The sequence below is a fragment of the Spirosoma areae genome (assembly GCF_054781775.1).
In genome coordinates this window covers 1-835 of sequence record NZ_BAAGTT010000042.1, presented here as the reverse complement: position 1 = coordinate 835, position 835 = coordinate 1, and the positions used below count along the sequence as shown (strand labels likewise).

1 pseudogene is annotated in these 835 nt (G+C 60.7%); it reads right to left on the bottom strand.

The window, feature by feature from the left end:
* Nucleotides 1–835: pseudogene (locus ACYVI1_RS26100) on the bottom strand (hypothetical protein); the annotation flags it as partial.

Genomic DNA, 835 nt, shown 5'->3' with positions numbered 1-835 from the left:
TGGCGGATTGGTCAGTTGGACCAGGGCCGTGGCCGAGTAGGTGTTGGTGGCCGTCTGGCATAAACCCGCTGTCACCGTCGCACTCAGCGAGCACGGGGGAGCCACCGAGCAGGAGGCCGGAGCCGTATACTGGGCCGTGGCCGAGCCACAACCGGGCAAGCTGGCCGTTACACTATGGGGTATCCCATCCGAAATCAGGTCATTAAAGACCATCGTGAAGGTATTGAAACTGCCCGCCGTCGTGGTGAAGGGCTGGCTACTGACTCCATTTGAAATAGTGAGAGTTTGCCCACCCGTGGGATTTTGGACGCTCACTACGGTAGTAATTGAATAGGTGTTGGTGGCCGTCTGGCAGAGCCCTACTGTCACCACCGGCGTTCCCACCGCGCAGGCCGGAGAAGCCACCGAGCAGGAGGCCGGGGCGGTGTAGGTAGTTGTCGTGCTACCGCAACCGGGCAGCGAAGCGGTCACTGTGTGGGTAACTCCATCGGAAACCAATCCAGTAAAGGCGGCTGAGTAGGTGAAGCTGCTGAGTCCACTACCGATGATAGTCGTCAGGCTACTGGCTCCGTTGGTGAGGGTGAGTACCCCGGCCGTGGGGTTAGCTAAGGTCACCAGGGCCGTAGCCGAGTAGGTATTGGTGGCACTGGTGCAGGTTCCCACCGTCACGACTGGATTATTGATTGAACAGACAGGCGTCACTGAGCAGGAGGCCGGGGCGGTGTAGGTAGTTGTCGTGCTACCGCAACCGGGCAAACTGGCCGTCACCGTATGGGGCGCCCCGTCGGAGAGCAGCCCGTTGAAGACCGCCGAGTAGGTGAAACTGCCCAGCCCG